This window comes from Streptomyces sp. NPDC059832 (genome assembly GCF_042731715.1).
GTDB lineage: Bacteria > Actinomycetota > Actinomycetes > Streptomycetales > Streptomycetaceae > Streptomyces.
This window is the reverse complement of sequence record NZ_JBHWIY010000015.1, coordinates 97,968-120,158: the sequence shown is the minus strand read 5'-3', so window position 1 is coordinate 120,158 and position 22,191 is coordinate 97,968. Positions and strand designations below refer to the sequence as shown.

General features: G+C 72.7%; 22 protein-coding genes. 16 read left to right on the top strand and 6 right to left on the bottom strand.

Annotated features, from left to right (window positions below; all coding sequences use genetic code 11):
- The first annotated feature begins 45 nt into the window (after positions 1-45).
- The 5 genes from ACFV8T_RS25880 to ACFV8T_RS25860 all read left to right on the top strand — a co-directional run bounded on the left by ACFV8T_RS25880 (position 46) and on the right by ACFV8T_RS25860 (position 6,639).
- Entirely contained in the window at positions 46-1,044 is a 999-nt protein-coding gene (locus ACFV8T_RS25880) for a cobalamin biosynthesis protein (RefSeq protein ID WP_385331682.1), read from the top strand.
- On the top strand, positions 1,041-2,567 hold the full coding sequence (locus tag ACFV8T_RS25875; protein WP_385331680.1) for a cobyric acid synthase: 1,527 nt from the start codon (positions 1,041-1,043) through the stop codon (positions 2,565-2,567). The genes ACFV8T_RS25880 and ACFV8T_RS25875 overlap by 4 nt, the downstream gene beginning before the upstream one ends.
- Positions 2,568-2,628: 61 nt before the next feature.
- On the top strand, positions 2,629-4,650 hold the full coding sequence (locus ACFV8T_RS25870; protein ID WP_385331677.1) for a putative cobaltochelatase: 2,022 nt from the start codon (positions 2,629-2,631) through the stop codon (positions 4,648-4,650).
- Positions 4,650-5,249 carry a cob(I)yrinic acid a,c-diamide adenosyltransferase gene (gene cobO / locus ACFV8T_RS25865; protein WP_385331674.1) on the top strand — a complete coding sequence of 200 codons (600 nt, stop codon included), beginning with the start codon at positions 4,650-4,652 and terminating at the stop codon, positions 5,247-5,249. The genes ACFV8T_RS25870 and cobO overlap by 1 nt, the downstream gene beginning before the upstream one ends.
- A gap of 10 nt (positions 5,250-5,259) precedes the next feature.
- Positions 5,260-6,639: a cobyrinate a,c-diamide synthase gene (locus tag ACFV8T_RS25860; protein WP_385331671.1), complete on the top strand. Its 1,380-nt coding sequence runs from the start codon at positions 5,260-5,262 to the stop codon at positions 6,637-6,639.
- A gap of 65 nt (positions 6,640-6,704) precedes the next feature.
- On the opposite strand, the gene ACFV8T_RS25855 is transcribed toward ACFV8T_RS25860, so the two are convergent.
- Entirely contained in the window at positions 6,705-7,427 is a 723-nt protein-coding gene (locus ACFV8T_RS25855; protein ID WP_385331668.1) for a ZIP family metal transporter, read from the bottom strand.
- Between the two features lie 106 nt (positions 7,428-7,533).
- Here ACFV8T_RS25855 and cobC point away from each other — a divergent pair, with 106 nt between their 5' ends.
- Positions 7,534-9,234, top strand: a complete 1,701-nt coding sequence (gene cobC, locus ACFV8T_RS25850; RefSeq protein ID WP_385331665.1) for an Rv2231c family pyridoxal phosphate-dependent protein CobC — start codon at positions 7,534-7,536, stop codon at positions 9,232-9,234.
- A gap of 65 nt (positions 9,235-9,299) precedes the next feature.
- Here cobC and ACFV8T_RS25845 read toward each other — a convergent pair whose 3' ends face one another.
- Both ACFV8T_RS25845 and ACFV8T_RS25840 read right to left on the bottom strand, forming a co-directional pair.
- A complete protein-coding gene (locus ACFV8T_RS25845) occupies positions 9,300-10,358 on the bottom strand; it encodes an SCO1860 family LAETG-anchored protein (RefSeq protein ID WP_385331663.1) in 1,059 nt (352 codons plus the stop codon).
- 324 nt (positions 10,359-10,682) lie between these two features.
- Positions 10,683-11,759, bottom strand: a complete 1,077-nt coding sequence (locus tag ACFV8T_RS25840; protein ID WP_385331805.1) for an amidohydrolase family protein — start codon at positions 11,757-11,759, stop codon at positions 10,683-10,685.
- Between the two features lie 144 nt (positions 11,760-11,903).
- On the opposite strand from ACFV8T_RS25840, the gene ACFV8T_RS25835 reads away from it, so the two are divergent.
- From ACFV8T_RS25835 to ACFV8T_RS25795, 9 genes are all read left to right on the top strand, one after another.
- Positions 11,904-13,010 carry a pyridoxal-phosphate-dependent aminotransferase family protein gene (locus tag ACFV8T_RS25835; RefSeq protein WP_385331661.1) on the top strand — a complete coding sequence of 369 codons (1,107 nt, stop codon included), beginning with the start codon at positions 11,904-11,906 and terminating at the stop codon, positions 13,008-13,010.
- A 328-nt stretch (positions 13,011-13,338) separates the two neighbouring features.
- The gene (gene ectA / locus ACFV8T_RS25830; protein ID WP_385331658.1) at positions 13,339-13,869 is read left to right on the top strand and encodes a diaminobutyrate acetyltransferase; all 531 of its coding nucleotides are present in this window, start codon (positions 13,339-13,341) and stop codon (positions 13,867-13,869) included.
- A gap of 83 nt (positions 13,870-13,952) precedes the next feature.
- A complete protein-coding gene (gene ectB / locus ACFV8T_RS25825) occupies positions 13,953-15,221 on the top strand; it encodes a diaminobutyrate--2-oxoglutarate transaminase (RefSeq protein ID WP_385331655.1) in 1,269 nt (422 codons plus the stop codon).
- Positions 15,222-15,288: 67 nt separating this feature from the next.
- Complete coding sequence (locus ACFV8T_RS25820) at positions 15,289-15,687, top strand: ectoine synthase (RefSeq protein WP_385331652.1); 399 nt, start codon at positions 15,289-15,291, stop codon at positions 15,685-15,687.
- A 3-nt stretch (positions 15,688-15,690) separates the two neighbouring features.
- Positions 15,691-16,584, top strand: coding sequence for an ectoine hydroxylase (thpD, locus tag ACFV8T_RS25815; protein ID WP_385331649.1), 894 nt, complete (start codon positions 15,691-15,693; stop codon positions 16,582-16,584).
- A gap of 111 nt (positions 16,585-16,695) precedes the next feature.
- Positions 16,696-17,721, top strand: coding sequence for a VOC family protein (locus ACFV8T_RS25810; RefSeq protein ID WP_385331647.1), 1,026 nt, complete (start codon positions 16,696-16,698; stop codon positions 17,719-17,721).
- A 55-nt stretch (positions 17,722-17,776) separates the two neighbouring features.
- Positions 17,777-17,929, top strand: a complete 153-nt coding sequence (locus ACFV8T_RS25805; RefSeq protein WP_385331644.1) for a hypothetical protein — start codon at positions 17,777-17,779, stop codon at positions 17,927-17,929.
- A gap of 155 nt (positions 17,930-18,084) precedes the next feature.
- Positions 18,085-18,285, top strand: a complete 201-nt coding sequence (locus ACFV8T_RS25800) for a hypothetical protein (RefSeq protein WP_385331642.1) — start codon at positions 18,085-18,087, stop codon at positions 18,283-18,285.
- Positions 18,258-18,575, top strand: a complete 318-nt coding sequence (locus ACFV8T_RS25795) for a hypothetical protein (RefSeq protein ID WP_385331639.1) — start codon at positions 18,258-18,260, stop codon at positions 18,573-18,575. The genes ACFV8T_RS25800 and ACFV8T_RS25795 overlap by 28 nt, the downstream gene beginning before the upstream one ends.
- Here the strand turns inward: ACFV8T_RS25795 and ACFV8T_RS25790 are convergent.
- Positions 18,551-19,621, bottom strand: coding sequence for an alkene reductase (locus ACFV8T_RS25790; RefSeq protein WP_385331637.1), 1,071 nt, complete (start codon positions 19,619-19,621; stop codon positions 18,551-18,553). The genes ACFV8T_RS25795 and ACFV8T_RS25790 overlap by 25 nt on opposite strands.
- A gap of 146 nt (positions 19,622-19,767) precedes the next feature.
- Here ACFV8T_RS25790 and ACFV8T_RS25785 point away from each other — a divergent pair, with 146 nt between their 5' ends.
- Positions 19,768-20,259, top strand: a complete 492-nt coding sequence (locus ACFV8T_RS25785; RefSeq protein WP_385331634.1) for a MarR family winged helix-turn-helix transcriptional regulator — start codon at positions 19,768-19,770, stop codon at positions 20,257-20,259.
- Between the two features lie 17 nt (positions 20,260-20,276).
- Here the strand turns inward: ACFV8T_RS25785 and ACFV8T_RS25780 are convergent, their stop codons facing one another.
- Positions 20,277-21,338, bottom strand: coding sequence for an aminotransferase class V-fold PLP-dependent enzyme (locus ACFV8T_RS25780; RefSeq protein WP_385331631.1), 1,062 nt, complete (start codon positions 21,336-21,338; stop codon positions 20,277-20,279).
- A 107-nt stretch (positions 21,339-21,445) separates the two neighbouring features.
- Positions 21,446-22,153 carry a DsbA family oxidoreductase gene (locus ACFV8T_RS25775; protein ID WP_385331629.1) on the bottom strand — a complete coding sequence of 236 codons (708 nt, stop codon included), beginning with the start codon at positions 22,151-22,153 and terminating at the stop codon, positions 21,446-21,448.
- Positions 22,154-22,191 lie beyond the last annotated feature (38 nt).

Sequence of the window (22,191 nt, the reverse complement as noted above, 5' to 3'; positions counted from 1 at the left end):
GCCGCCTGTACGAAGGTCCTCCGAGGCGCGACGGCCGGTTGAGCCGTGCGAGCCGACCGCATCTTCGCGTACGGCGCCACGGCCGGTCTGATCGGCGATCTGCTGCTCGGTGACCCCCGCAGGGGACACCCGGTCGCCGCCTTCGGGCGGGCCGCGGCGGGCGTCGAACGCCGTCTGTGGCGCGACCACCGCGGGTGGGGCGCGCTGCACACCCTCGTCTGCGCCGGAGGCGCCGCAGGTGGTGCCGCGCTGATCGCCCGCGCCGTACGCCGCAGCCCCGCCGCCTCCGTGGCGCTGACCGCGGCCGCCACCTGGTCCGTCGTCGGCGGTACGTCCCTGGGGCGCGAGGCGCGGGCCATCGGCGACGCCCTGGCGGCCGGTGACCTCGACCTGGCCCGCGAGCGGCTGCCGCATCTGTGCGGGCGCGACCCGCAGTCCCTGGACGGGCCGCAGATCGCCCGCGCCGTGGTGGAGTCCGTGGCGGAGAACACCTCGGACGCCGTGGTCGGCGCCCTGGTGTGGGGCGCGCTGGCCGGGGTCCCCGGGCTGGCCGGCTTCCGGGCCGCCAACACCCTCGACGCGATGGTCGGTCACAAGTCGCCCCGCCACCGGCGCTACGGCTGGGCCTCGGCCCGCCTCGACGACCTCGCGGGCTGGCCCGGCGCCCGGCTCACGGCCCTGCTCGCCGTGGCCGCCGGCGGGCGGCCGGGCGGAGCGGTCCGCGCCTGGCGGGCCGATGCCGCCAAGCACCCGAGCCCCAACGCGGGCCCGGTGGAAGCCTCGTTCGCGGGTGCGCTCGGCGTGCGCCTCGGCGGAACCCTCGCGTACGGCGGCCGGATCGAGCACCGCCCCGTGCTCAACGGGGAGACGGGCCGGGCCGTGGAGACCGAGGACATCGAGCGCGCGGTACGGCTGTCGCGCCGGGTGGGCGCGCTGGCCCTCGGCGTGTGCGTGGCGGGACGGATCGGCGCGGCCCTCGCCGCACGACGGATCGCGGGGCGCCGGACGGCAGCGCCTCGCATCGCAGGACGGAGAAGCACATGAGCGGCGGACTGCTGGTCGCCGGAACCACTTCCGACGCGGGCAAGAGCGTCGTGACGGCAGGCATCTGCCGCTGGCTCGTGCGCCGGGGCGTGAAGGTGGCACCCTTCAAGGCGCAGAACATGTCGCTGAACTCTTTCGTCACCCGCGAGGGTGCCGAGATCGGGCGCGCCCAGGCCATGCAGGCCCAGGCCGCCCGCGTCGAGCCGACCGCGCTGATGAACCCGGTCCTGCTCAAGCCCGGCAGCGACCGCTCCAGCCAGGTCGTCCTGATGGGGAAGCCGGTCGGCGAGATGAGCGCGCGCGGCTACCACGGGGGCAGGCAGGAAGCGCTCCTCTCCACGGTCGTGGACTGCCTGGAGCAGCTCCGGGGCACGTACGACGCGGTGATCTGCGAGGGGGCGGGCAGCCCGGCCGAGATCAATCTGCGGCGCACGGACATCGTGAACATGGGCATCGCACGGGCGGCGCGCTTCCCGGTGGTGGTCGTCGGCGACATCGACCGCGGCGGCGTCTTCGCCTCCTTCTTCGGTACGACGGCGCTGCTCGCCGCGGAGGACCAGTCGCTGATCGCCGGCTATCTCGTCAACAAGTTCCGCGGCGACGTGTCGCTGCTGGAGCCGGGCCTGGAGATGCTGCGGGACATCACCGGGCGGCCGACGTACGGGGTGCTGCCCTTCGCCCACGGCCTCGGCATCGACGAGGAGGACGGTCTGCGGGTCTCGTTGCGCGGAGCCGTGCGCGAATCGGTCGTCGCGCCGCCGCACGGCGAGGACGTGCTGCGCGTCGCGGTGTGCGCGGTGCCCCTGATGTCGAACTTCACCGATGTGGACGCGCTGGCCGCCGAGCCCGGCGTCGTCGTCAGATTCGTGGACCGCGCCGAGGAGCTGTCCGACGCCGACCTCGTCGTCGTGCCGGGCACCCGCGGCACCGTGAAGGCGCTGGCCTGGCTGCGCGAGCGCGGCCTCGCCGACGCACTGGCGCGGCGCGCGGCCGAGGGCCGGCCGGTCCTCGGCATCTGCGGCGGCTTCCAGCTCCTCGGCGAGCGCATCGAGGACGAGGTCGAGTCCCGGGCCGGGCTGGTCGAGGGCCTCGGCCTCCTCCCCGTACGCGTCCGCTTCGACCGCGAGAAGACCCTGGCCCGGCCCGTCGGCGAGGCGCTCGGCGCGCCGGTCGAGGGGTACGAGATCCACCACGGCGTGGCGGACGTACGCGGCGGAGAGGCGTTCCTGGACGGTTGCCGGGTCGGCGCCGTGTGGGGCACCCACTGGCACGGTTCGCTGGAGAGCGACGAATTCCGCCGCCGCTTCCTGACCGAGGTCGCGCGGGCCGCCGGCCGGCGCTTCGTCCCCGCTCCCGACACCGGGTTCGCGGCGCTGCGCGAGGAACAGCTCGACCGCCTCGGCGATCTCGTCGAAGAGCACGCGGACACCGACGCGTTGCTGCGGCTCATAGAGTCGGGCGCGCCGTCGGGGCTTCCCTTCATCGCCCCCGGAGCGCCCGGAGCCCCCGGAGGCCGCCGATGACCCCGGGCGCCGGCCGAGGCCGCCTTGTTCATGCCCATACACCCGCAGGAAGGATCGCCTCGTGAGCACGCATTTCCCGTTCACCGCCGTCGTCGGGCAGCAGGACCTGCAACTCGCCCTGCTGCTCAACTCCGTCGCACCGAACATCGGTGGCGTGCTCGTAAGGGGAGAGAAGGGCACCGCGAAGAGCACCGCCGTGCGCGCGCTCTCGGCGCTGCTGCCGGGGGTGGACGTCGTGTCCGGATGCCGTTTCTCCTGCGCCCCCGCGTCGCCGGACCCGGCGTGTCCCGACGGGCCCCATGAGGCGGGGACCGGTGTGTCGCGGGACGCCCGGATGGTGGAGCTGCCCGTCGGCGCGTCCGAGGACCGGCTCGTCGGGGCGCTCGACATCGAGCGGGCGCTCGCGGAGGGTGTGAAGGCGTTCGAGCCGGGCCTGCTCGCCGACGCGCATCGCGGGATTCTCTACGTCGACGAGGTCAACCTGCTCCACGACCACCTCGTGGACCTGTTGCTGGACGCGGCCGCCATGGGTGCCTCGTACGTCGAGCGCGAAGGCGTCTCGGTACGGCACGCGGCGCGCTTCCTGCTCGTCGGGACGATGAACCCCGAGGAGGGCGAACTGCGGCCGCAGTTGCTCGACCGCTTCGGGCTGACCGTCGAGGTCGCCGCGTCCCGGGAGACGGATCAGCGGGTCGAGGTCGTGCGGCGGCGTCTCGCGTACGACGACGACCCCGCGGCTTTCGCAGCCGGCTGGGCCGACGAGGAGGACGCGCTGCGGGCGAGGATCGTCGCCGCGCGTGCGCTGCTGCCCGAAGTGCGGCTCGGGGACGCGGCGTTGCGGCAGATCGCGGCGACCTGCGCGGCCTTCGAGGTCGACGGGATGCGCGCGGACATCGTGATGGCGCGGACGGCCACCGCACTGGCCGCCTGGGCGGGACGTACGGATGTGCTCGCCGAGGACGTGCGGCAGGCGGCCCTGCTCGCGCTCCCCCACCGGCGCCGGCGCAATCCGTTCGACGCGCCGGGGCTGGACGAGGACAAGCTCGACGACACGCTGGAGCAGAACCGCGGCGAGGACGAGGACCCGGACCCGGACCCGGACGGCCCCGGTGGCGGCCGGCCCCCGCGGGGCGACGGCCCCGACACGCCGCCGCAGCCCGAGGGCGAGGCCGGCGACACGCCCGCGCCGTCCGTGCCCGAGCAGGGGCAGGAACAGGGGCAGGGCCAGTCCTCCGGGGACGGTGAGCAGCAACCGGTGCGCGCCGGCGAACCGTTCCGCACGAAGATGCTGAGCGTTCCCGGTCTGGGCGAGGGCGCGGCGGGGCGGCGGTCCCGGGCGCGCACCGAGCACGGGCGTACGACCGGTGCGCGGCGTCCGCAGGGCGCCCTGACCAAGCTGCATCTGGCGGCGACGGTGCAGGCCGCCGCCCCGCATCAGCGGGCGCGGGGGCGGTCGGGGCGCGGGCTGGTGGTGCGGCGGGACGATCTGCGGCAGGCGGCCCGGGAGGGGCGCGAGGGCAATCTCGTGCTCTTCGTGGTGGACGCCTCCGGGTCGATGGCGGCCCGGCAGCGGATGGCCGCCGTGAAGGGTGCGGTCCTCTCGCTGCTGCTGGACGCGTACCAGCGGCGGGACAAGGTCGGGCTGATCACCTTCCGGGGCAAGGACGCCGAGGTGGCGCTGCCGCCGACGTCCTCGGTGGACGCCGCGGCGGCGCGGCTGGAGCTGCTGCCGACCGGTGGGCGCACCCCCGTCGCGGCCGGGCTGCTGAAGGCCCATGAGGTGCTGCGGGTGGAGCGGTTGCGTGATCCGTCGCGTCGGCCGCTGCTGGTCGTGGTGACCGACGGGCGGGCGACCGGGGGGCCCGATCCGGTGGCGCTGGCGACCCGGGCGGCGCGGCTGCACGAGGCGGAGGGCATCGCGTCCGTCGTCGTGGACTGCGAGTCGGGGCCGGTACGGCTCGGCCTCGCGGGAAGCCTCGCGCACGATCTCGGGGGCAGTGCCGTCACGCTCGACGAGCTGCGGGCCGACTCGATCGCCGGGCTCGTCAAGGACGTTCAGGAAACCAACAGGAGGGCCGCGTAATGCCACAGGGACAGCCGACCACCGTGCCCGACGACGGGCTCACCACCCGTCAGCGCCGCAATCGTCCGCTGCTGATGGTGCACACCGGCATCGGCAAGGGGAAGTCGACGGCGGCCTTCGGGCTCGCGCTGCGCGCCTGGAATCAGGGGTGGCCCATCGGCGTCTTCCAGTTCGTCAAGTCGGCGAAGTGGAAGGTCGGCGAGGAGAACGCGCTGAAGGTCCTCGGCGCGAGCGGCGAGGGCGGGTCCGTCGTCTGGAACAAGATGGGCGAGGGCTGGTCGTGGGTGCAGCGCGACGGCCAGATGGACAACGAGGAGGCGGCGCGCGAGGGCTGGGAGCAGGTCAAGCGCGACCTGGCCGCCGAGACGTACCGGCTGTACGTCCTCGACGAGTTCGCGTACCCGATGCACTGGGGATGGATCGACACCGACGAGGTGATCGACGTGCTGCGCGACCGCCCCGGGGCGCAGCACGTGGTCATCACCGGGCGCAACGCACCGCAGAAGCTGCTGGACGCCGCCGACCTGGTGACCGAGATGTCGAAGGTCAAGCACCCGATGGACGCCGGTCAGAAGGGTCAGCGGGGCATCGAATGGTGAAGGACCGACGGTGAACGTTCCTCGTCTGGTGATCGCCGCGCCCTCGTCGGGCAGCGGCAAGACCACCGTCGCCACGGGGCTGATGGCGGCCTTCGCGGGGCGGGGCCTCGCCGTGTCCCCGCACAAGGTCGGGCCCGACTACATCGACCCCGGCTATCACACGCTGGCCACGGGCCGGCCGGGGCGGAACCTCGACGCGTACATGTGCGGCCCCGATCTGGTCGCCCCGCTGTTCGCGCACGGGGCGCGGGGGTGCGACCTGGCGGTGGTCGAGGGCGTGATGGGGCTGTACGACGGGGCTGCGGGACAGGGCGAACTGGCGTCGACCGCCCAGGTCGCGAAGCTGCTGCGGGCGCCCGTGGTGCTGGTCGTCGACGCGTCGTCGCAGTCGCGTTCCGTGGCCGCGCTGGTGCACGGCTTCGCCTCGTGGGATCCGCAGGTGCGGATCGGCGGGGTGATTCTGAACAAGGTCGCCTCCCAACGGCACGAGGCGCTGTTGCGGGACGCCCTGGACGAGTCCGGTCTGCCGGTCCTGGGGGTGTTGCGGCGGGCCGAGCAGGTGGCTGTGCCGTCGCGGCATCTGGGGCTGGTGCCGGTGGCCGAGCGGCGCGGCGACGCGGTGGGCGCGGTGGGCGCGATGCGGGAGCAGGTGGTGGCGGGGTGCGATCTGGACGCGCTGATGGCGTTGGCCGGGTCGGCGCCCGCGCTGCCGGGTGAGGTGTGGGACGCGACGGAGGCGATCGGCGCCTGCGGCGGGCCTGTTCCGCCGTCCGCCCCCGTCGGTGGCCGGGGCCCGGTCGTGGCCGTGGCCTCCGGCGCCGCGTTCACCTTCTCCTACGCCGAGCACACCGAGCTGCTCACCGCCGCCGGGGCCGAAGTCGTGCCGTTCGATCCCTTGCGGGACGAGGCGTTGCCCCGGGGCACGCGTGGGCTGGTCATCGGCGGAGGTTTCCCGGAGGTGTACGCCTCCGAGCTGTCGGCCAACACGGCGCTGCGCAAGGCGGTCGTCGAGCTGGCGGGGTCGGGGGCTCCGGTCTCCGCCGAGTGCGCGGGGCTGCTGTATCTGGCGCGTTCGCTCGACGGGCTGCCGATGTGCGGGGTCCTCGATGCCGAGGCGCGGATGTCGAAGCGGCTGACGCTCGGCTACCGGCAGGCCGTGGCGGTCTCCGACAGTGTGCTGGCGGCGCCCGGCACACGGGTGCGCGGGCACGAGTTCCACCGGACCGTGCTGGAGCCGGGTGCCGGGGCCGATCCGGCGTGGGGCATGCACCAGCCGGAGCGGCGGGTCGAGGGGTTCGTGCAGGGCGGCGTGCACGCCAGCTATCTGCATACGCACTGGGCCTCGGAGCCCGGCATGGCCCGCCGGTTCGTCGAGCGGTGCGGGGGATGAACCGCGGCCGTGCTGCGAGCAGGGCGACCGGCGTCGGGCCGGCCGGCCCGGCACCGGCGCGGTGCTCAGTCCGCGATGCCCACCACGAGCCAGATGAAGCCCACCCCGGCCACGGTGCACAGCAGCGTGGAGCGGGCCGGGTGTTCGTGGTGTGCCTCGGGAAGGATCTCGGCGGCGGCGAGGTAGAGCAGTGCGCCGCTGAAGAAGCCGAGATAGCAGCCGAGGAGTTCCGCCGGAAGGGTGAACAGCAGGGTCGTCGCGGCGCCCACGAGCGGCGCCAGGGCGTCCGCGAACAGCATGAGCACGGCCTTGCGGCGGGCGTTCCCGTACAGGCTGGTGATCGTGTAGGTGTTGAAGCCGTCGGCGAAGTCGTGCGTGATGACGGCGAGGGCCACGGTGGCTCCCATGCCGGCGCCCACCTGGAACGCCGCGCCGAGTGCGACGCCGTCCATCAGGCTGTGGCCGACCATCGCCGCCGCTGCCGTGAGCCCGACCTGCGGCACCCGCTCCTCGCCCGCGCCGTGTGCCGCCTGGCGTACGGCGAGCAGCCGCTCCACGAGGTGGGCGAGGAGGAAGCCGCCCACGAACAGCAGCAGGCCGGCCGGGACCCCGAAGACGGGTCCGCCCGCGGCGTCGATCGCCTCCGGCAGCAGGTCCAGGCCGACCACTCCGAGCATCAGCCCGCCGGCGAAGCCGAGCACGAGGTGGCGGCGGTCGGTGACGCGCTGGGCGACCCAGCCGCCTCCCAGGGTCATCAGGAACGCGCCGAGCGCGACGAACACCGCCATGCGCTCTTGCTAGCCGATTGACCCCGGTGCGCGCATCTCAGCGCGCCCTGCCGCCCGCCCGGCGTCGCTCCTTCCCTCTCCCGCATTCCGAAAGGACCCCCGCTCCATGTCCGAAGCCGTCGACGCAGCCTCCGTGTTGCGCCCCGCGTCGCTCGCCGTCGGGGTCGGCGCGTCCAGGGGCGCATCGGTCGACGAGATCCTCGGGCTGGTCCGGGACACCCTGCGCGAGGCCGGACTCTCGCCGCTGGGCATCGCGGAGCTGGTGACCGTGGACGCCAAGGCGGACGAACCGGGAATCGTCGCCGCCGCCGCCGCGCTCGGCGTGCCGCTGCGTACGTACCCGGCCGGGGAGCTGGCCCGTATCGAGGTGCCCGGTCCGTCCGGCGCACCGCTCGCCGCTGTCGGAACGCCGTCGGTCGCGGAGGCCGCGGCGCTCGCGGCGGGGGGTGAGCTTCTCGTACCGAAGCGGAAGTCGGCCCCGCAGGGGCGGGCTCCGATGGCGACCTGTGCGGTGGCGCGCCGCGATCCGCGCGGGCGGTCGGCGGCCGTCGCGCTCCCGGCGCCGGACGTGCCGTCCGGTCCCGACCGTTGCGTGGAACCGGGTGCCGGGCGCATAGTCGTTCTGCCGGACTTCGAGGACGACGTGGGACTGCCGCAGCAGCCGGCCTCCCACCCCGACGACGACGGCCATCACCACCACCCCACGGCGGCCATGCACACTCCCACGGAAAGTCCCGACGCGACCGGCGCGGGCACGCACGATCTGCGGCACCACGGTGACGCGGAAGTACGGGGACGGGACCGGGATCTGACCGATCTCGCCGTCAACGTACGGGCCGGTACTCCCCCGGCCTGGCTGAGGGAGCGGATATCCGCGTCACTGGGCTCGCTCGCCGCCTATCCGGACGGCCGTCCGGCGCGGGCGGCGGTCGCGGAGCGGCACGGGCTGCCGGTGGAGCGGGTGCTGCTGACGGCGGGTGCGGCGGAGGCGTTCGTGCTGATCGCACGGGCGCTGCCGGTCCGCCGTCCGGTCGTGGTCCATCCGCAGTTCACCGAGCCGGAGGCGGCGCTGCGCGCGGCCGGGCACAAGGTGGGGCGGGTGCTGCTGCGGGCCGAGGACGGGTTCCGGCTGGACCCCTCGGCGGTGCCCGAGGACGCGGATCTGGTGGTGGTCGGCAATCCGACCAACCCCACGTCCGTGCTGCATCCGGTGGCGGTGCTGGAGCAACTGGCGCGTCCCGGCCGGACGCTGGTGGTCGACGAGGCGTTCATGGACGCGGTGCCGGGCGAGCGCGAAACACTGTGCGGGCGTACGGACGTCCCGGGGCTCGTCGTGCTGCGGAGCCTCACCAAGACCTGGGGGCTCGCGGGGCTGCGGATCGGTTACGTGCTGGCCGACCCGGGGACCGTCCGCGCGCTGGAGGAGACCCAGCCGCTGTGGCCGGTGTCGTCCCCGGCTCTGACGGCGGCCGAGGCGTGCATGGAGCCGCGGGCCCTGGCCGAGGCGGCTGCCGCCGCGGAGCGGATCGCGGTGGACCGGGCCCATCTGGTGGCGGGGCTCATGGAGTTCACCGAGGTGCGGGTGGCGGAACCGGCCGAGGGGCCGTTCGTCCTGGTGCGGCTGGAACGGGCCGCCGAGGTGCGGGAGCGGTTGCGGATGCTGGGGTTCGCGGCGCGCCGGGGAGATACGTTTCCCGGGCTCGGCCCCGAGTGGCTGCGGCTGGCCGTGCGCGACCGGGCCACGACCAACCGCTTCCTGCAGGCATTCGACCAGGCACTCCAGGCGCTGGGTGCGGCCATGCGCTGACGGGGCGCCCGCGGGGAGCGGCACCCCGTCACAGGAACGCCGCTCCCCTCGGGCCCCGGAAAGGGTCAGCCCTGGGCGCGCCGCCTGGCCACGACCACCGCCCCGGCGCCCGCCGCCAGCAGTGCGACCGCGCCGCCCGCGATGTACGGAGTGGCGGAACTGCCGCCGGTCTCGGCGAGGTTGGAGTCGACGGCCGGTTCGTGGCCGGTGCCGGTCTGCGGCTTCACACCGCCGTCGCTGTTGCCGCCGCTGCCGGAGGCGCCGCCGTCACCGGAACCACCGCTGCTGGAACCTCCGTTGCCGGAACCGCCGTCGCTGGAGCCGCCATCGCTCGACCCACCATCGCTCGACCCGCCGTTGGTCGACCCGCCGTTGGTCGACCCGCCGTTGTCGCTGCCGCCCGGTCCGGTCGACTTCGGCGTCTCGCAGGTCGCTTCGACGAGCGTGATCTCGCCCTGCACATCGGCGACGTTCAGCTTGAGCGGGTTGACGGAGACCTTCAGCCGCAGCGCGGTCGCCGCGGCGGTGCGCGAGGTGGTGTGCGTCTTCGAGAGGTCGAGGGTCACCTCGCCGACACCCGGAACGCTGACCTGCGTGGTGCCGCCCGCGGTGAGGTCGATCCGCTTGCCGAGGATCGACACGTGCCCCAGCACGTTCGACTCGGCGACCGGCTTCCGGCCCACCTCGCAGACCGCCTTGGACGTGACCTTCTCCACCTCGATCAGTGAGAGCAGCGGCAGTCCGGGGACGTGGACCCGGGCCTTCGCCACATTGCTGTAGCCCTCGGCCCGGTGCTTGTCGACGGTCGCGTTCGCGGTGGCCACATCGGCGGCGAGCACGCTGACCGGCCGGCCGCCGTCCACCCCGTCGAGCCGCACGCTGAGCGCGGTCTCCTTGGCGTCGGCGGGCGCCTTCACCTCGTTGAGCGTGGCCCTGAGCGGCACGTCGACCGTCTTGTTCAGGAGCGAGACGTCGAGTGCGGCACGGAGTACGACCGCGCTCGCCTTCCCGTCGCCGGTGGTCGTGGTGGTCGCGGTGGCGGCCTGCGCCGGAACGGCGACCAGCAGGGCGACGGGAGCGGCGGCGACCGCCAGGGCGGCCAGGCGGAAGGTGTTGCTGTTCAAAGTGTGGAACCCCCACAGGAGACATGGAGCCACCGGTGCCGTCCAATGGGGGACATCGAGAGCTCCGGTGGCCTCGACCCCGAAAGCTTTACGCACGGAGGGTGAACTGGTGGACACCTGACGTGAGTTCACCCCAAAGGGGGGTTTCCGTGCCTGTATTCGATTATCTCGGGACGTTCGTTCCTCCGGGTCACCCGATCCGCTGAGCGCGGTCGGCGCCGGAGCCGACTGCGCCGGGGTGCGCGCGAAGGTGTTTCAACGACGGGGCAGAGGTTCGGTAACTGCCCGTCAATACGGCGCACCCCGGCCGGAGGGCCGCCGGACTCAGCCGATCACCCGCCCGTTCAGCACCACCCGCCGCGGCGCCGCGAGCACCCGTACGTCCGCCCGCGGGTCCTCGTCGTACACCACCAGGTCCGCCGGGGCGCCCTCCTCCAGCACCGGCCGCCCCAGCCACTGCCGGGCGCCCCAGGTCGTCGCGGAGAGCGCGTCCAGGGCCGGGATGCCCGCCTTCACCAGCTCGGCGACCTCGTCCGCCACCAGTCCGTGGGCGAGCACACCGCCCGCGTCGGTGCCGACGAAGACCGGGACCCCGGCGTCGTACGCGGCGCGCACCGTGTCGTAGCGCCGCTCGTGCAGCCGCCGCATATGGGCCGACCAGCGGGGGAACTTGGCGTCGCCGCCCGCCGCGAGCGAGGGGAACGTGGCGATGTTGACCAGGGTGGGGACGATCGCGACCCCGCGCTCGGCGAACAGCGGAATGGTGTCCTCGGTGAGCCCGGTGGCGTGCTCGATGCAGTCGATCCCGGCCTCGACGAGATCGCGCAGCGAGTCCTCGGCGAAGCAGTGCGCGGTGACCCGGGCGCCGAGCCGGTGCGCCTCGGCGATGGCCGCCCGGACCGCGTCGCGCGGCCAGAGGGCGGTCAGATCGCCCACCTCCCGGTCGATCCAGTCGCCGACCAGCTTCACCCAGCCGTCGCCGCGGCGCGCCTCCTGCGCGACGTACGCGACCAGCTCCTCCGGCTCGATCTCATGGGCGTAGTTCCGGGTGTACCTGCGGGGCCTGGCGATGTGCCGGCCGGCCCTGATGATCTTCGGCAGGTCCTCGCGGTCGTCGATCCACCGGGTGTCGGCCGGTGAACCCGCGTCCCGCAGCAGCAGCGCGCCCGCCTCCCGGTCGGCGAGGGCCTGCTTCTCGCTGGTCGCCGCGTCGACGGCGCCGTGGTGGTCGAGCCCCACGTGGCAGTGGGCGTCCACCAGGCCCGGCAGCGCCCAGCCGGTGAGGGTCACCGCCCCGTCCGCGCCGGCCGGCCTCCCGTACGAGATCCGTCCGTCCACCACCCAGAGCTCGTCCCGTACGTCCTCGGGACCGACGAGCACCCGCCCCTTCACGTGCAGCACCTGCGATGCCTTGTGATCACTCATGGGCAGCACTGTACGAGGCGGCGCGCGGGGCCCTGGGTACGCTTCGACGGAAGCACCGCCCGTACGCGCCACCGCGCACCGACCCGCCCCGACCCGACCCGACCCGAAGAGAGCACCACCGTGACGCACCCCTTCCTCGACCTCGCCCCGCTCACCGCCGCGCACTTCGCGGCCATCGAGCAGCGGGTGGCCGGCCTCCTCGCCACCGAGCAGGACGTCGTCATCATGCAGGGCGAGGCGCTGCTCCCCCTCGAAGGCTGTATCCGGGGCGGCGCCCGGCCCGGCTCGACCGCGCTGAACGTCGTCACCGGGCCGTACGGGCAGACCTTCGGGAACTGGCTGCGGGACTGCGGTGCCAATGTGGTCGACCTGGCGGTCCCCTTCCACACGGCGGTCACCGCCGACCAGGTCGCGCGGGCGCTGGCCGAGCACCCGGAGATCGACTTCGTCTCCCTGGTCCACGCGGAGGCGGCGACCGGCAACACCAATCCGGTCGCCGAGATCGGCGAGGTGGTCCGTTCGCACGGGGCACTGTTCATGCTGGACGCCGTCGCCTCGGTGGGTGCCGAGCCGCTGCTGCCGGACGTGTGGGGCGTCGATCTCTGCGTGATCGGCGCGCAGAAGGCGATGGGCGGCCCGGCCGGGGTGTCGGCGGTGTCGGTGAGCGGGCGCGCCTGGGAGCGGATCGCCGCCAACCCCGAGGCTCCGCGCCGCTCGTACCTCTCGCTCCTGGACTGGAAGGAGCGCTGGATCGACGGGGGCCGCAAGGCCCTGCTGCACGCCCCCGCCCAGCTGGAGATGCTGGCGCTGGAGGCCTGTGTGGAGCGGATCGAGGCCGAGGGCCTGGACGCGCTGATGGCCCGCCACGCCGCGGCCGCCGCGGCGACGCGTGCGGGCGCGGTGGCGCTCGGCGGCGGCCTCTCGCCGTACGTGCACGCGGCCGGGGAGGCGGCGCCGGTCGCGACGACGCTGCGCGCCCCCGAGGGGGTCGACGCCGCCGAACTGGTCGCACGGGCACTCGCGGCCGACCCGTCCTTGCCGCTGATCGCGGGCGGGGGCGCACTGTCCAAGGAGATGATCCGGGTCAATCACTACGGCGTGGACGCGACGCGGGGCGCGGTGCTGTCCTCGCTCGCGGCACTGGGGGCGGCGCTGGCCGATGCGGGCCGGCAGGTCGACTTCGAAGCTGCCCGCAAGGCCGTCTCGGAAACCTGGCCGAGCGAATAGATACGCACCGGCACGCCAATATTTCATAAATGCGGGGAGCTGCCTTATTCAGAGCAGCTCCCCGCATTCTTCTGCCCGCTTTCCCGGACCCTAAACACCCCGGTTTCCAGGAGCTGCTTCCACACAATTCCGTTGCGTCGCCCGCGAGTTACGCCCATGTGACCGACTCCACACCGCGACCGTTATGGCGGATAAATGACATACGAAACGGGATAAAACACATCGGGCTCGCGCCGGGGCACGCGCCCGCCTGATAACACAGGGAACCGCTCCACCCAACCCTTCACGTCGATGCAATTTCAGAATTTGCTGGGTAAATTCAATTCGCATGACCGCCGCACCAGCAGATTTTGCACGTGCCCGAAACGAATTCATCACCATCGACACCCCACGAGTGGAGGACGGGGCCGCGATCTGGCGCATAGCCCGCGACTCCGAGGTCCTGGACCTCAACTCCTCGTACAGCTACCTGCTGTGGTGCCGTGACTTCGCGGCGACCTCCGTGGTCGCCCGCGACGAGGCCGGCGAGCCCATCGCCTTCGTGACGGGATACCTCCGGCCGGACCGCCCCGGGACGCTCGTCGTCTGGCAGGTGGCCGTCGACCACGGCCACCGCGGCACCGGCCTGGCGGGCAAGCTGCTGGACGCGCTGACCTCGCGGGTCGCCGCCGAACAGGGCCTGGCCTCGGTCGAGACGACCGTCACCCCGGACAACACCGCGTCGGACCGGCTGTTCACCTCCTACGCACAGCGCCACGACGTGGCCCTGGAACGCAAGGTGCTCTTCGACGGCGGACTGTTCCCCGAAGACACGCACCTGCCCGAAGTCCTGTACCGCATCGGCCCGTTCCACGCGTGAGCGCCTTCGCGCCGCCCCGTGCCACGCCCGAGCCCGCCCGCACCGCCGCCCGTCACACACCCCCCGCAAGCAGGAGATCCCCTGTGACCATCACCCCGCCCGCCCTGAGTGTCTTCGAGACCCTGGAGTCGGAGGTACGGAGCTACTGCCGCGGCTGGCCCGCGGTGTTCGACCGTGCGCAGGGCGCCCGGCTGACCGACGAGGACGGCCACACCTACCTGGACTTCTTCGCCGGCGCGGGATCGCTCAACTACGGCCACAACAACCCGGTCATGAAGCGCGCGCTGATCGACTACATCGAGCGCGACGGCATCACCCACGGCCTCGACATGGCCACCACCGCGAAACGCGCCTTCCTGGAGTCCTTCCAGAACAACGTGCTGCGTCCGCGCGACCTCCCGTACAAGGTGATGTTCCCCGGACCGACCGGGACCAACGCGGTCGAGGCCGCACTGAAGCTGGCCCGCAAGGTGAAGGGACGCGAGTCGATCGTCTCGTTCACCAACGCCTTCCACGGCATGTCGCTGGGTTCGCTCGCCGTCACCGGCAACGCCTTCAAGCGGGCCGGGGCCGGCATCCCCCTGGTGCACGGTACCCCGATGCCGTTCGACAACTACCTCGACGGCCGGGTACCCGACTTCCTCTGGTTCGAGCGGCTCCTTGAGGACCAGGGCTCCGGTCTCAACAAGCCCGCCGCGGTGATCGTCGAGACCGTGCAGGGCGAGGGCGGCATCAATGTGGCGCGCCCCGAGTGGCTGCGGGCGCTGTCCGAACTGTGCCACCGCCGCGACATGCTCCTGATCGTCGACGACATCCAGATGGGCTGCGGACGTACCGGGGCGTTCTTCTCCTTCGAGGAGGCCGGCATCACCCCCGACATCGTCACCCTGTCGAAGTCCATCAGCGGCTACGGCCTGCCGATGTCGCTCTGCCTGTTCAACCCGGAGCTGGACATCTGGGGACCGGGCGAGCACAACGGCACCTTCCGCGGCAACAACCCGGCGTTCGTCACGGCCACCGCCGCGCTGGACGCCTACTGGGCGGACGGCCAGATGGAGAAGCAGACCCTGGCCCGGGGCGAGCAGGTCGAGCAGACGCTGCTCGCGATCTGCGACGAACACACCCGGCTCGGTGCGCGGTTCCGGGGCCGCGGCCTGGTGTGGGGCATGGAGTTCACCGACGCGTCGCGCGCCGCCGCGATCTGCGCCCGTGCCTTCGAGCTGGGCCTCCTGGTCGAGACCTCCGGCCCGAGGAGCGAGGTCGTGAAGCTGCTGCCGCCGCTGACCGTCACCCCCGAGGAGCTGGACGAGGGGCTGCGCACGCTGGCCCGCGCGGTCCGCGACACCGCCTGATCCCGGGCCCGCCCCGACGCGGGTCCGACGAGAAACACCGCTGCAGAGAGAAAGGCACCGACCCACCGTGATCGTCCGATCGTTCCGTGACATAGAGAACACCGACCGGCATGTGAAGGCCGCTTCCGGCACCTGGGAGAGCAAGCGCATCGTGCTCGCGCAGGAGAAGGTGGGCTTCTCGCTCCACGAGACAACGATGTACGCGGGCACCGAGACGTCGATGTGGTACGCGAACCACATCGAGGCCGTCCTGTGCGTCGAGGGCGAGGCCGAGCTCACCAACGACGAGACCGGCGAGAAGCACTGGATCACCCCCGGCACGATGTATCTGCTGAACGGCCATGAACACCACACCATGCGGCCGAAGACCGACTTCCGCTGCGTCTGTGTCTTCAACCCACCGGTCACCGGGCGGGAGGAGCACGACGAGAACGGTGTCTACCCGCTGCTCACCGAGGAGGGCTGAGCCATGACCACCGATGTGCGCGCCGACCTTTACCCGACACGCGGCACCGCCGAGATGACAACCCCCCGCCAGGATCCGGTGATCTGGTCCGCGCCCGGCGCCCCGGGGCCGGTGGGCGTGAAGGATCTCCAGGCCTTCGAACGCGACGGCTTCCTCTCCGTGGACCGGATGATCACGCCCGACGAGGTGGCCGTCCTCCACACCGAACTGGAACGTCTGATCGCCGACCCGGCGGTCCGGGCCGACGAGCGCTCGATCGTCGAGCCGAAGTCGCAGAAGGTGCGGTCGGTCTTCGAGGTCCACCGGATCAGCGAGGTCTTCGCCCGGCTGGTGAGCGACGAGCGGGTGGTGGGCCGGGCCCGTCAGATCCTCGGCTCGGACGTGTACGTCCACCAGTCCCGGATCAACGTCAAGCCGGGCTTCGGTGCTTCGGGGTTCTACTGGCACTCGGACTTCGAGACCTGGCACGCCGAGGACGGTCTGCCGAACATGCGGGCGGTCTCCGTATCGATCGCGCTGACCGAGAACCACGACACCAACGGCGGGCTGATGATCATGCCTGGTTCGCACAAGTCGTTCCTCGGCTGTGCGGGCGAGACGCCGAAGGACAACTACAAGCAGTCCCTGAAGATGCAGGACGCCGGCACGCCGTCCGACGAGGCGCTGACGAAGATGGCCGACCGGCACGGCATCAAGCTCTTCACGGGCAAGGCGGGTTCGGCGACCTGGTTCGACTGCAACTGCATGCACGGCTCGGGCGACAACATCACTCCGTACCCCCGCAGCAATGTCTTCATCGTCTTCAACAGCGTGGAGAACGCCGCCGGGGAGCCGTTCTCGGCACCGGCGCGGCGGCCGGAGTTCATCGGGGCGCGGGACTTCACGCCGGTGAGGTGAGGAACTGCCGGGCCGAATCGGGACCGGGCGGGCGGTGCGGCGGTGTCGCACCACCCGCCTCCGCCGAAAGCCGGTGGACCACGACAGCCCCGCCCGGAGACAGTGGGGCCCATGACCTCACTCGTACGTCACATCACGATCGACTGCGCCGACGCCTACGGGCTGGCCGGTTTCTGGGCCGGAGTGCTCGGCGCCCGCATCTCGGACGGGGACGCCCCCGGTGATCCCGAGGCACTCGTCGAGTCCCCCGGTACCGCGCTGCTCTTCGTCTCGGTGCCGGAGCCGAAGAGCGCCAAGAACCGTGTCCACCTGGACATCCAGCCGCAGGACCGGACCAGGGACGAGGAGGTCGAGCGGCTGCTCGGCCTGGGCGCCGCCCTCGTCGCCGACCACCGCAGGCCGGACGGGCGGGGCTGGGCGACGCTCGCGGACCCCGAGGGCAACGAGTTCTGCGTCGAGTGCGGTGCGGCGGAACGAGCGGCCCTGACCGGAACCCGGCTGCCGGTCACGGCGGACGACGTCACCACCGCGGTACGGCTCGCGGTCGCCGCGCTCCAGAAGTCCCCGGTGGAGAACTGGGACGTCCCGGCGGGGTCGTTGGAGTGGAGCTGCTGGGAGACCGCGGAGCACCTGAGCGACGACCTCTTCTCCTACGCGACCCAGCTGGGCCCGCAGCGGCCGGCGCTGGACGCGTACGTCCCGTACCGCTGGAGTCCCGAGCGCGAGGGCGGTCCGTGGAACGCGGTCTTCGCGGACCGGTCGGCCGGACCCGTCGGGCTGCTGCGGACGCTGGAGGCGAGCGGCGCGCTGCTCGCCGCGATGGTACGGACGGCCCCGCCCGAACTCCGCTCGTACCACTCCTACGGGGTGTCCGACCCGGAGGGCTTCGCCGCGATGGGGATCGTGGAGACCCTGGTGCACACGCACGATCTCGCCGCGAGCCTGGGTGTCGCCTGGACGCCGCCCGCCGACCTCTGCGACCGGGTGCTGGCCCGGTTGTTCCCGGACGCCCCCGAGGACGCCGACCGGTGGGCCGTGCTGTGCTGGGCCACCGGCCGCGCCGAGCTGCCCGGCCGCCCTCGCGTCACCTCGTGGAAGTGGCACAGCGCGCCGCTGGACGAGTCCGGCCGGGAGTAGCGCGAGGCGGGGTCCGGGCGGCCGGCCGGTCACGGCGACTGCCAGAATCGATGCCGTGAGGCATCAACAGATCCTGGACAAGCTGGCCGCCCGGGGACTCGTCCGGGCGATGGACGAGGAGCTCGCCCGCTGGGTGAAGCATCAGATGCTCCACCCGGGCCGGTCGCGGGCCGAGATCGAGCGGGGCGTGATCCCCCGGTCCTGCTGAGGTGGCGCTGCCTGCTCGACGCCGAGGACATCGGCGCGGCGACGAAGAACGTCACCCGGGTCGCGCTCGCCACGCTGCTGCACACATACGGATTCCAGGACCCCGGCACCACGGCCGGCGCCCTGGAGGCCGTTGACGAGCTCAACCGTCAGGTGGTGCTCTCCGACGCCTTCGAGCGGCAGTCCCCGGAGATCAAGAAGCTGCTGGAGTCGGTGCCGGTCCCGCTGACGCGCCGGCCGCGCGCCCCCCGGACGCTGTCGTTCCTGCGGGCCGGTGATGTGATCTCCTTCGAGCTCTCCGGGCGTACCACGCCGCTTTCGTGCGCGAGATGTCCGGCACCAACGAGTTCCCCGTGATCGAGTTCTACGCCGGTGCCTTCACCCGGCCGCCCACCTGGGCGGACCTGTCGGGCCGTGCCGCGGCCGCCGGGCGGGGCCGGGCCCGCTTCGGCGTCGTGGGCCTGACCCATATGCCCGACCCGGCCCGCCAGGTGCTGGCCGTCGAGGCGCAGCGGCCCCACCCGCCGCACGGTGAGGAGCCCCGGCCGGGCGAGGGCCTCTGGCGGTTGTCCGACCTCATGAGCCTCCAGAAGGATGTGTCGGCGCTCTTCGGGGGCAGCCCTCAGGGCGCGTCCAGCGCCGGGTAGTCGACGTACCCCTTCGCGTCCCCGCCGAAGAAGGTCGACGGGTCCGGGGTGTTGAACGGGCCGCCGGCCTTCAGCCGGGCCGGCAGGTCCGGGTTGGCGATGAACAGGGCACCGTACGCGATGATGTCGGCGACCCCGTCGTCGACGAGGGCGTGGTCGTCCGGTCCGGTCGGCCCGTCCGTCAGCGCGTTGAGGACGAAGGTGCCGGAGAACTGCTTGCGCAGCGCGAGGGTCAGCTCGCGGATCTCCGCCGCCTCCAGGACGTGCAGGTAGGCGAGGCCGAGCGGCTCGATCTCCCGTACCAGCGCGGTGTATACGGCCTCCGGCGCGGGCTCGTCGATGTCGTTGTACGGGTTCCCGGGCGAGATCCGCAGCCCGGTCCGCGCCGCGCCGATCTCGGCGGCGACGGCCTTGACCACCTCGACGGCGAACCGGATGCGGGCCTCGTCCGAGCCGCCCCACTCGTCGTCGCGCAGGTTGGTGTTGGGGGCGAGGAACTGGTGGATGAGGTAGCCGTTGGCGCCGTGCAGCTCAACCCCGTCGAAGCCGGCGTCGACCGCGTTGCGGGCAGCCGTCGCGAAGTCGGCCATGGTCTGCCGGACCTCCTCGCCGGTCAGTTCGCGCGGTGTGGTGAAGTCCTTCAAGCCCGTGCCGGTGAAGAGCCGGCCCGCGGGCCGGACCGCCGAAGCGCTGACCGGGGTCAGCCCGTCCGGCAGCACGTCCGGGTGGCCGATCCGGCCGGAGTGCATGAGCTGGGCGAAGATCCGGCCGCCCGCCGCGTGCACCGCGTCGGTGACCTTGCGCCAGGACACGACCTGCTCGGCGCTGTGCAGCCCCGGGGTGGAGGGGTAGCCCTGGCCCACCACCGACGGCTGGACGCCCTCCGTGATGATGAGGCCCGCCGAGGCGCGCTGGGCATAGTACTCGGCGACGAGCTCCGTGGCGGTGCCGCCCTCACCGGCCCGGCTGCGGGTCATCGGAGCCATCGCGATGCGGTTGGCGAGCCGGGTGCCGGAAAGGTCGATCGGGTCGAATGCCGTGGTCATGGGGGCTCCCGAAAAATTTATATGGTCGGCCAACTATCTCTGCTCGGGTCACTGTAGTCCATTGATTGGCCGACCAATGTAAAGTTCGCAGAAAGCCGCCGGACCCGGCACCAGAGCCGGCCGGAGCGTCGCCCCGAGGAGTCCCCATGAAGGCCGAACCCGCCGACCCCGCCTGTACCGCCCTGCCGAGCGCCGCCCTCGGCGGCCCCGTCAGCCACGCCCTCTCCCGGGTCGCCCGGCTGCACCGGATCGCCGCGGGCAAGCTGCTGAAGGAGCTCGGGCTCTACCCCGGCCAGGAGTTCCTGATGATGTACCTGTGGGATGCCGGTGCGGTGCGCCAGTCCGAGCTGATCAAGGCCGTCGACCTCGACCCCTCCACCGTCACCAAGATGCTCCAGCGCCTCGAACAGGCCGGGCACGTGCGCCGCCGCCCCGACCCGGACGACCGCCGGGCCGTCCTCGTCGAGGCCGGCGACAGCTGCGCGCTGCACTCCGACGTCCGGCGGGCCTGGACGGATCTGGAGGAACACACCCTCGCCGGTCTCGAACCCGCCGAACGCGAGGAGCTGACCCGGCTGCTCGCCAAGGTCGAGGAGAACCTCTGCCGGGAGACCGGGGACTGCCCCGAGCGCTGCTGATCCCCCGGCGGGCGGGCTCAGCCGGAGAGCACGTCCAGGACCTGGTCCACATCGGCCTCCGTGTTGTACAGGTGGAAGGCCGCGCGCAGACTCCCCGCCCGGTTCGAGACCACCACGCCGGCCCGCGCGAGCCCCGGCTCCCGCCCGCCCAGTCCGGGCACGGCCACGATCGCCGACTCCCCCGGCACCGTCTCGTGCCCCAGCCCGGCCAGCCCCGCCCGCAGGCGGGCCGCGAGCCCGGTGGCATGGGCGTGGATGGCCTCCACCCCGATCTCGCCCAGCAGCGCGAGGGACCGCTCGGCGCCGTGGTACGCGAGGAAGGCGGGCGGTTCGTCGTAGCGGCGCGCGGTCCGGGAGAGCTGCTCGACCGGGCCGTACGTGCTGTTCCAGGGGTCGTCGGCGGCGGACATGCCGACGAAGACCGGCGGCAGAGCCCGCTGCGCCTCCTCGGTGACGGTGAGGAACGACGCGCCCCGCGGGCAGAGCAGGAACTTGAAGCCGCCGGTGACGGTGTAGTCGTACTCCCCGGCGTCCAGCGGCAGCCAGCCGGCCGACTGGGTGGCGTCGAGCAGTGTCCGGGCACCGTGGGCGGCGGCCGCCGCGCGCACCGCCTTCAGGTCGGCGATCCGGCCGTTGGCCGACTGCACGGAGGAGAAGGCGACGAGCGCGGTGCCCGGCCCCACCGCGTCGGCCAGCCGGTCCAGCGGGACGTAGCGCATCCTGAGGTCGCCGCGGACCGCGAAGGGACTGACGACGGAGCTGAACTCTCCCTCGGGTGCCACGATTTCGGCCCCCGGGGGCAGCGAGGCGGCGATCAGTCCGACATGCACGGAGACCGAGCTGCCCACGGCGACCCGGTCGGCGTCCACCCCGGCGAGGCGGGCGAAGCCGGCCCTGGCCGCTTCCACCACTTCAAAGTCGCCGGAACCGTCCGTGACGCCCGAGGCGATGGCCTCGGCGAGCGCCGTCACGGCCGTCACGGTCCGCCGGGGCAGCAGCCCGCAGGTGGAGGTGTTGAGATAGGTCGTCCTCGGCGCGAACTCGGCGTCCGCCGCACGGCTGAGCGAAGTAGTCTCCATGCGCCCAGCCTGGGGCCCCCTCAACCTCTGGTCAATCACGAAAGGTTGAGGGGAGCACCCGGGCGCTGCTCGTCCGTGTCGTCGGCAGCGCCTCCGGACATGGTGCCTCAGGCTTGCGGAACCTCGCAGGAGCCGTCGGCGTCGCACGCCGCGGCGTCCCCGCCGATCGCGGTGAGCGGACGGTCCTTCCACGCCTGCTCCAGCGCCTGGGCGAAGACCTCCGCGGGCTGGCCGCCGGAGATCCCGTAGCGCCGGTCGAGCACGAAGAACGGCACCGCGTTGGCACCCAGCTCGGACGCCTCCCGCTCATCGGCCCGCACCTCGGCCGCGTAGGCCTCCGGGTCGGCGAGCACGGCGCGCGCCTCGTCGGCGTCGAGCCCCGCCTCGACGGCCAGCTCGACCAGCACGTCGCCGTCGTAGACGGACCGCTCCTCGGCGAAGTTCGCCCGGTAGGCGAGGCTCAGCAGCTCGTCCTGGCACCCGCGCGCCTTGGCCAGGTGGAGCAGCCGGTGGATGTCGAAGGTATTGCCGTGGTCACGGCCCTCGGTGAGGTAGCCGAGCCCTTCGGCCTGCGCGTTGGCCGCGACATTCGCCTCCATGGCCTGCGCCTCTTCACGGGTGCGCCCGTACTTCTGCGCCAGCATGTCGATCACCTGCGCGGTCTCCCCCTTGGCGTGACCGGGGTCGAGCTCGAAGGACCGGTGCACGACCTCGACCTGGTCGCGGTGGGCGAACCCGGCCAGGCCCTTCTCGAAGCGGGCCTTCCCGATGTAGCACCAGGGGCAGGCGATGTCGCTCCAGATCTCGACGCGCATGTCTCTTCTTCTCTCCGTGTCCTCGTACGTACAGCTCA